This is a genomic window from Jatrophihabitans sp., from assembly GCF_051960575.1.
GTDB lineage: Bacteria > Actinomycetota > Actinomycetes > Mycobacteriales > Jatrophihabitantaceae > JBQCEE01.
Window position 1 is genome coordinate 1 of sequence record NZ_JBQCEE010000363.1, and the last position, 8,722, is coordinate 8,722.

Consider the following 8,722-nt stretch of genomic DNA (forward strand, 5'->3'; position numbering starts at 1 on the left):
ACGCCCTCGGCCAACGCGGCCGCGGTCTGCGGGAACGCCGCGTCCAGCGGCTCACCGGTCGCGAACGCCTGCCGCGGACCGACCATCGCCGCCGCCCTCACCCGCGCGGCGGCCTCGGCGGAATTGATCCGCAACGTCGCATGCAGCAACGCCTTCGTCGACCGCTGCGAATGCCGCGAGGCCACATCACGCCGGTCGAGCTCCGCGATCACCGCCGCATCCACCGCCGCGAGCCGGCACCGCAACGCCTCCACCGACCGCACCGCATCCAGCAACTCCGCCTCGGACAACAACGCCGTCGACGACCCCAGCAGCCCGTCCACCTCGGCATGCCCGGCCGGAAGCGTCCACGCCTCCACCACCGGTGCCACCACGCCGTCAGTCTACCCGAAGAAGCGTTCGAAAACAATCTTCAGGGCGAAGATTCCTTCGATGCCATAACGGATTCCGCGTCGTTGGCAGAATGCCAGCACAGCCCTTTCAGGCCAGCACGACCGCGCCGTGCTCGACGGACGCCTCCAGCGCGGTGTCGATCGCGGCGAGCCTCGCCTCCGCAGCGGCGAGCGCGTCGGCCTGCTCGAAGCGATGGCCGTCGATGATCCGCTGCGCGGCGACGCCACGGTCGTAGGCGTCCAGCGCAGCCTCCTCGACCTCGGCGATCCGCAGGTCGAGCCGGTCGTACCAGCGCCGTACCGCACCGACGATGCCACGCGTCGAGGCCGCGGCACTCCCCCGCACCAGCGTCAGCGGCAGCGCGAGCTCGTCCACCCTGCGGTGCGCCAGGGTGATGCGCAGCGACAGCACGTCGGCCGCGGCGGCCGACCATCCACCCTCGGGCACGAGCTCGATGCCGAGGCCCCGCCACGGTGCGCGCACGGGCCCGGGGTCGTCAGTGTGCCCGAGCAGCAATCGCTCGCGCAGTGCCCGTGCCGCGAGCTTCACGTCCGCCTCGGGATCCGTGCCCACGGTGGTCTGCGCGAGCCGCTCGCGCGCCGCGCCGAGCAGCGCGGTCTGCTGGCTCCAGCGGTAGACGTCCTGTTCTGCCGTCGCCGCCTCGCGCCGCGCCGAGGTCACCGCCTGCTGGGCGATCGAGCGCAACAGCCGCAAGCGGCGCACCTCGGCCGCAGCCGTCGCCTGGTCGAGCAGCAGCGCGTTGCCGGTGGCGAGCGCCTTGACCTCGGCGTAGGTCAGCACCGACTCGCCGAGGTCGTCGATCGTCCGGGCGTCCGGTTCGGCCCGGTAGAGCTGCTCGATGAAGGTGGCCTTGCGTTGCAGCGTCTGCCACATGTACGCGTCGAAGGTGCCGCGCGTGACGTAGCGGTACACGTCGACGAGCGGGTTGAGATTGCCCGGACGGAAGGCACGCGCCTCGCGCTGCTCGATGTCCGACGGCCGCCACGGCGCATCGGCGTGGTGCACCGCGCGCAGCCGCGCCTGCACGTTGGTGCCCACGCCGAGCTTGTCGGTCGAGCCGATCAGCACCGCCACCGTGCCGTCGCGGCACTCGGCGAACAGCCGCATCCGTGCGTCCGGAGTGGTCGCCTCGTGCACGAAGCGCACCCGCTCGGCCGGCACACCGCGTGCGGCCAGGGCGTGGCGGAGCCGTCCGTAGGTCTGCAGCCCCTCGGATCCCGGCGTGCCCTGGTCGCAGAACACCACCTGCAGCACACCCCGTGCATCGCTGCCCGGGAACAGGTGGTCGGCGTGCTCGTGATGCACCCGCGCCACCCGCTCGGCGATCGCGTCCACCTTCGACGACGACTCGCGCACGCCGACCAGCATCGGGTCGAGGGCCACGCGGCGTCCGTCACCGCAGACGGCGAGCATGTTGTCGCCGCCCGGCTCGCCGCGCACCCGCTCGCGGTGGAGCTTGTCGACGCGCGCGCCGAGCGAGCCGATGTACTGGGCCTGACCCGGTGTCGGCTCGCAGACGATCGTCTCCTCCCGCCGCTGCGGACGCGGCAACCCCAACTCGTCCGCGCGCAGCACGTCGGCGCATCTGCCGAGCATGCGCCGCAGCTCCGGCAGGTTGCGGATGCGCGCCGGACGCTGCACCAACCGGATCGTCGAGGCGTCCGGGCTGATCTCAACGGACGTTGCGTAGTCGACGAAGACGGCGGCCCACGCGTCGAAATGGTCGATGCCCGCCTCGGCCAGCACGTCGGGCTGGACGAAGGTCTGCCACACGAACGTCTCGGCGATCGTGTTCGACCACGGCGTGCCGGTGAACAGGGCGAGGCTCGGGCGCTGCCCCCGGCGGGCACGCAGCAACTGCGCCTTGAGCAGCAGGTCGGCGGCGCGCTGCGACGACCCGAGCGAGATGCCGGTCATGCGGGACGTGACCGGCAACCGCTTGAAGTAGTGCGCCTCGTCGACGAGCAGCAGGTCGACGCCGAGGTCGTCGAAGGTGATCGCCGGACGCGGTCGCGCGCGCACCGCCGCCAGTCGCTCCTCGAGCCCCTTGCGACGGCGCTGCAGCAGCGCGCGGCCGTGCCGCCCGCCGCGGCCGCCGCGGATCTCGGCGTCGACGTCGTCGATGCGCGCGCGCAACCAGGCGACCTCGGCCTCGGGCGTCACCGGCCGCGCGCTGAAGGTGCCGTGCGAGACGATCACCGCGTCCCAGTCGCCGGTGGCGCAGCGCGCGGCGAGCGCCTCCCGCGAGCGCACGTCGTCCTCGTCCTGCACCAGGAACGACCCGAACGGGTAGGCCTGCCGCGCCTCGCGCGCGGTCTGCTCCACCAGGTGCGCCGGGACGACGATCATCGGCTTGCCGGCCAGGCCCAACCGGCGCGCGGTCAGCGCCGCGCACACCATCGACCGCGTCTTGCCCGCGCCGACCGCGTGCGCGCACAGCGTGGCGGGCGACGAGACCACCTGCGCGACGATGTCGCGCTGCCACGGCCACAGCTCGATGCCGTCGGCAAGGCCCGGGAAGGTCAGGTGCGCATCGTCGTGCCGCCGCACGACGTGGGTGTTGAAACGCCGGTTGTACTCGCGGGTGAGCCGGGCCGTGCGTTCGGCGTCCTCCCACAGCCAGGTGCGGAAGCGCTCCTGCAGCGCGGTCAGCCGCTCCTGCGCCTCGAGGCTCGCCTCGGGATTCCGCACGCGCAGCCGCCGCCCCGGGAGCGCCACCGTGTCGAACACGACCGGCGCCTTGCCGTTGAGGCCGGCCGCCAGCAGCTCGTAGGCGCTCATGCGCGGCGTGCTGTACAGCGCGAAGTTGCCGACCGGCACCTTGCCGTTCGGGTCGATCTTCCACGACGCCGCCGACGGCAGGTGCCGCACCTTGACGCGGCCGCCGAGCACGTCGTGCACGAACGCCTCGATGTCCTCGGCCGCGATCCACGGCGCCCCGAGCGAGACCGCGATGTCGAGGGGGCCGACCTCCGGCGGCTCGGCCTCGGTCAACGCTGCGACGTTGCGCCGGTACTGCCGGTCGTCGAGCGCGGCCGCCTCGGCGGCGGCCCGCTTGGCCCGGACGTCGCCGGACAGGTACTCGCGGCGGCCGACCCATGCGCCGCCCCGCTTGGGGTCGCGGTAGACCAGGTCGCCGAGGGCCTCGATCGCCGCAGCGGCGTCCGGCAGGTCGAGCAGCGTCGCCACCCGCTCGGGGTCGATGCGTCCCTCGCCGAGCGAGACGAGCAGGGCCTCGTGCACGTTCGCCACCCGCTCGGTCGGCGCCCGCCGACCGTGCACCCGGCGCAGCAGGATCGGCGCCGGCTCGGCCCGGCCGGTCTCGACGTCGTAGACCTCGAGCGCCATGACGGCGTGGTAGTCGGGGTCGTGCCGGAAGCCGCCGAGATCCGGACGCCGCAGCCGCAGCTCCGGCTCGCCGGTCTGCGGGTCGGGGCGCCCGTCGTGCAGCACCTCGACATCCGCCCGGTTCAGCGCTCCCCACCGCGCGACGTACCCGCGGTACGCCGCGAGCGCCGTCGCACGCGTCGGCGCGAGCCCGTCGTCCGAGCGCCCGGCGTCGGCCTCGAGGGTCAGCAGGGCGCGCATCGCATCCCGCAGCGTGTGCAGGTCGGCCAGTTCGGCCGCCGCCTGCGCTGTCGTCACCGACCCAGTGTCCCGGGTCGGGGTGACGGCACGGTCAGGGACCACCCGTGACCACGGCGGGCTGATCGGCCCTGCGGTCGTGACACCGCCGCAGCGAGGCTGGGCGCTGAGGAGGTGCCGATGCGCCGGTGGTTGATCGGGCTCGAGTCGTTCGTCGCGATCGCCGCGATCGCGGGCGGGTTCCTGCTCGCCGTCGCGCCCGACGGGCATCTGCTCGACGCCCACCGCTCGGCACTCGACGGGTCGCCGTTCACCGACTGGCGTGTGCCGGGCCTGCTGCTGCTGGCGCTGGTCGGCGGCGGCTTCGCGCTCGCGGCCTGGGGTGAATGGCGGCAGGTGCCCCGGGCCGCGTCCATCTCGATCGTCGCGGGCACCGGGCTGATCGCGTTCGAGATCGTCGAGGCGCTGTGGATCGGGCCGCAGCCGCTGCAGGCGGTGTTCGCGCTCGTCGGCCTCGCCGTCGTCGCCTTCGTCGTCGCGGTGCGACATGAACCGCCACTGCCGTCCACCCGTGCCACCGACCCATCGCGCCAGACCGTAGGGAGACCACGATGACCCAGGACAGCACGCCGTTGCTGCCGGAGGCCGCGCCGTACCGCGTCGCCGACGTCATGACCACCGAGGTCGTGACCGTCCGCGCCTTCGCCGGGCTGAAGGAGGTCGCCCGGGTGCTGCGCACGCACCGCGTCGACGCCGTCCCCGTCGTCGACGGCGACCACCGCGTCCTCGGCGTCGTCTCGACCTCGGACCTCCTGCTGCACATCGCCCGGCACGCTCGCGTCGCGCCGCGCGGGCACCGCCTCTCGGCAGCCGGTGAGGCGCGCACCAAGCGCGAGGCGATGTCGGCAAGCCTGTTGATGACGACGCCGCCGATCACCATCGGCAGCAGCGCGACCATCGAGATGGCGGCGGAACTCATCGCGCAGCACCGGGTGCGGATGCTGCCGGTCGTCGACGCGCAGACCCGCCTGCTCGGCGTCGTCACCCGCAACGACCTGGTGACGATCTTCCTGCGCGACGACGCCGAGATCGCCGCCGACATCACGGCTCGCGTCCTGCGGCCGAACGGCGTCGACGCGGGGTCGGCGCTGCAGATGGACGTCGTGAACGGCGTCGTCGTCCTCGCCGGCCGCGCCCCGGACGCCGCCACCGCCGACCGCGTGGCCAAGGGCGCGGGCCTGGTCATCGGCGTCGTCGCCGTGCGCGATCACATCGAGCGACCGCTGACGACGGGCTAACGCGCCGCGGCCGTCCGCCCCGCGTCCACCGTCTCGAAGTCCTCGGCGCGGAAGACGGCCTGCCGCTTGTACTGGACGCCGAGGCGCGGCCAGTTCGTCGTGACGCGGCCGTCGGCCTGCCGGTACCACGACGAGCACCGGCTCCAGACGCTGTCGCGCAGCTCGTCCTGCACCTCGCGGTCGTAGCGCTCCTCGACCTCCGGCCGCACGGCCAGCGGCGCGCCACCCGATCGCAGCTGCTCGACGAACGCGCGGACGTAGCGGGCCTGCGCCTCGAGGAAGTAGATGATCGAGCCGCCGCCGGTGTTCGTGTTCGGGCCGTACATGATCAGGAAGTTCGGGAACTTCGGCACGCTGAGCCCGTAGTACGCCCGCGCGCCCTCGGCCCACTGCTCGTGCAGGTCGAGCCCACCCGGGCCGACGATCCGCATCGGCGCGAGGAACTCGGTCGCCTTGAAACCGGTCCCCCAGATGAGGACGTCCGCCTCGTGCGTGACGCCGTCCTCGGTGACGACGCCGTTCGGCACGATCTCGCGGATCGCCGTGGTCACCAGGTCGACGTTCGGCTGGGCCAGGGCGGGCAGGTAGTCGCTGGAGAAGAGGATGCGCTTGCAGCCGACCGGGTAGTCGGGCCACACCTTCTCGAACAGTCCGGGGCGGCTCTTGGTCTGCCGCTTCATGTGCAGCCGCGAGACGGTGCGCACGGTGCGGGCGAGCGCCGGCGAGTACACCCACGCGATGCTGAGCGCCTCGACCAGCCCGTACCACGTGCCCCGCTCGACGAGCTGCGTCGCCGGCACGCCCTCGAACAGCTTGTGGTGCAGCCGGCTGAACTCACGGTCGGGACGCGGGAGCAGGTATGGCGCCGACCGCTGGAACACCGTCATCTGCCGCACCTGCGGCTGCAGCTCGGGGATGAACTGGATCGCGCTGGCGCCGGTGCCGATCACCGCGACCCGCTTGCCGGCGAGGTCGACCGAGTGGTCCCAGGTCGCCGAGTGGAACGACTCGCCTGCGAACGTCTCGCGTCCCGGGATCGGCGCGTAGGACGGACGCGAGAGCTGGCCGACCGCCGACACCAGCACGTCGACGGTCTCGGTGCCGCCGTCGCCGAGCGCCACCGTCCAGGTGGCCGACTCGTCGTCCCACACCGCGCCCGTGACCTCGACACCGAAGCGGATGTGCCGGCGCACGTCGTACTTGTCGGCGACGTGCCGCACGTAGTCGAGGATCGCCGGCTGCCGCGAGAACCGGCGCGGCCACTGCGGGTTCGGCTCGAACGAGTACGAGTAGAACGGCGACGGCACGTCGCACGCCGCACCCGGGTAGGTGTTCTCGCGCCAGACACCGCCGACGTCATCGGCCTTCTCGAACACGACGATGTCGTGCAGCCCGGCTCGCTTGAGCTCGATGACGGCGGCGATGCCGCCGAGGCCGGCGCCGATCACGCCGATGCGCGGGGAGGTCGTGGTCACGCGGACATTGTGCTGCGCCGACGTCCGGGCCGCTGCGCCGACCTCCCCCGGGACCTTCGGCGCGTCAAGATCAAGACCGGGACGTCGATGGGGAACGTCGTGCTCCAACATCATCACCGGTCGCGGCGCGGCTCGTCCATCGGTCTGCTCGCGGTCGCCGCGGCGGTCACCGCCGGCCTGTTCGGCGCGGCCGACCGGTCGTCGGCCACCGTCACGCCGCCCGCCTCGCACCGCCCGAACGTCGTCTTCGTGCTCACCGACGACCTGTCGACCAACCTGCTGCCGTACATGCCCCATGTGCAGGCGCTCGCCCGGCGCGGCATGAGCTTCAGCAACTACACGGTGACCGACTCGCTGTGCTGCCCGTCGCGCACCTCGATCCTCACCGGCGAGTTCCCGCACGACAGCGGCGTGTTCCTGAACGACGGCCCCGAGGGCGGGTTCCCCGCCTTCCAGCGTCGGCAGGACTACGCCAGGACCTTCGCGGTGTCGCTGCAGCGGGCGGGCTACCGCACCGGCTTCATGGGGAAGTACCTGAACGGGTACTCGGCGCTGACCCGGGACGGGACGATGCCGACCTCGGCCCCGTCCTCCTCGCCGACCTCGGCCCCGACGTCCGTGCCCACCCCGACGCCGAGCGCGTCCCCGTCCGACAGCCCGTCCCCGTCCGACAGCCCGTCCCCGTCTGACAGCGCAGCTCCGCTCGCGCAGCCCCGCAGCCAGGCCTACGTCCCCCCGGGCTGGACGACCTGGGTCGGCGTCGGCAACGGGTACTCAGAGTTCAACTACACCTACGCCTACAACCACACGATCCTGCGCCGCGGTCACACGCCGGCCGACTACGGCGTGAACGTGTTGCGTGACTACGCCCAGCGCTTCATCACCGGCTCGGCGAAGGCCCACGACCCGTTCCTGCTCGAGGTCGCGCCGTTCAACCCGCACCTGCCCTCGACTCCGGCGTTCCGCGACCGCACGCTGTTCCCGCGGCTGACCGCGCCGCACACGGCCGCCTTCGGCACGGTGCCGAGCGACCCGGTGGCGTGGGAGGCGTGGCACCTCACGCACCCGCTGACCGCCGCCGACCGCTCGGCGATCGACCAGCAGTTCCGGCTGCGGGCCCAGGCCGTGCAGTCCGTCGACCGCATGGTCGGTGACCTCGAGGCCACCCTCGCCGCCACGAAGCAACTGGCGAACACGGTGTTCGTCTTCAGCAGCGACAACGGCTACCACATGGGCGAGCACTCGCTCATGCCCGGCAAGCTCTCGGCGTTCGACACCGACGTGAACGTGCCGCTCATCGTCGCGGGCCCCGGCATCCCGGCCGGCCGCGTGAGCCGGGCGGTCGTCGAGAACATCGACCTCGCGCCCACCTTCGAGCAGCTCGCGGGCGTGCGCGCGCCGCACACCGTCGACGGCACCAGCCTGGTCGGACTGCTGCACGGCGGTTCGGCGGCGACCTGGCGCACGGCCGCGGTGGTCGAGCACCATGGCGCGGACTTCGTGCTGTATCGCGACGACCCCGACCGGCAGTCGATCCACGCCGGCGCCATCCCCACCTACGACGCGCTGCGGACCGCGCGCTTCACCTACGTCCGGTACCAGGACGGTGAGCGTGAGTACTACGACCGGGTGCGCGATCCGGCCGAGGTCCACAACGTCGCCGGGTCACTCCCGTCCGCACGCGTCGCGGCACTCGACAGCGAGCTGGACGCGATCACCGCCTGCCACGGCGCCACGTCGTGCTGGGCTGCGAGCCGTCCCGCGGCGGCGCCCGCCCGGGGGCAGGACTGGCGACGCCCCGAGTCGACGTCGGAGAGCCAGAACCCTCCGGCGGCCACCTCGTCCACCCCAGAGCGCACGGTCGACACCCCGGCCACCCGCCCGTCCCTGCCGGCCTGGGGGAGTGGCGCTCCCCGCGCTGCCCGGCGCACGCCGGCCCCGACGACGGGA

6 protein-coding genes are annotated in these 8,722 nt (G+C 72.9%); 3 read left to right on the forward strand and 3 right to left on the reverse strand.

The genetic code is table 11. From position 1 onward, the window contains the following. Window positions 1–374: DUF222 domain-containing protein (locus tag ACTHMS_RS20095; RefSeq protein WP_440308438.1), on the reverse strand; the 374-nt coding region annotated here is incomplete at its 3' end. Window positions 375–480: 106 nt separating this feature from the next. Next, window positions 481–4,059: a helicase-related protein gene (locus tag ACTHMS_RS20100; protein ID WP_440308439.1), complete on the reverse strand. Its 3,579-nt coding sequence runs from the start codon at window positions 4,057–4,059 to the stop codon at window positions 481–483. Between the two features lie 120 nt (window positions 4,060–4,179). Here ACTHMS_RS20100 and ACTHMS_RS20105 point away from each other — a divergent pair, with 120 nt between their 5' ends. Together ACTHMS_RS20105 and ACTHMS_RS20110 are read left to right on the forward strand one after the other, a co-directional pair. Next, on the forward strand, window positions 4,180–4,614 hold the full coding sequence (locus ACTHMS_RS20105) for a hypothetical protein (protein ID WP_440308440.1): 435 nt from the start codon (window positions 4,180–4,182) through the stop codon (window positions 4,612–4,614). Then, entirely contained in the window at window positions 4,611–5,297 is a 687-nt protein-coding gene (locus ACTHMS_RS20110; RefSeq protein WP_440308441.1) for a CBS domain-containing protein, read from the forward strand. The genes ACTHMS_RS20105 and ACTHMS_RS20110 overlap by 4 nt, the downstream gene beginning before the upstream one ends. On the opposite strand, the gene ACTHMS_RS20115 is transcribed toward ACTHMS_RS20110, so the two are convergent. Beyond that, window positions 5,294–6,772, reverse strand: coding sequence for a flavin-containing monooxygenase (locus tag ACTHMS_RS20115; RefSeq protein WP_440308442.1), 1,479 nt, complete (start codon window positions 6,770–6,772; stop codon window positions 5,294–5,296). The two genes, ACTHMS_RS20110 and ACTHMS_RS20115, sit on opposite strands and share 4 nt — an antisense overlap. Before the next feature lie 99 nt (window positions 6,773–6,871). On the opposite strand from ACTHMS_RS20115, the gene ACTHMS_RS20120 reads away from it, so the two are divergent. Beyond that, window positions 6,872–8,722 (forward strand): sulfatase family protein (locus tag ACTHMS_RS20120; protein WP_440308443.1); only part of this gene is annotated, 1,851 nt, incomplete at its 3' end.

Bases quoted from the DNA above. Each gene is read 5' to 3' on its own strand.
- ACTHMS_RS20105 (WP_440308440.1), top strand. From the start codon at position 4,180: ATGCGCCGGTGGTTGATCGGGCTCGAGTCGTTCGTCGCGATCGCCGCG.
- ACTHMS_RS20110 (WP_440308441.1), top strand. From the start codon at position 4,611: ATGACCCAGGACAGCACGCCGTTGCTGCCGGAGGCCGCGCCGTACCGC.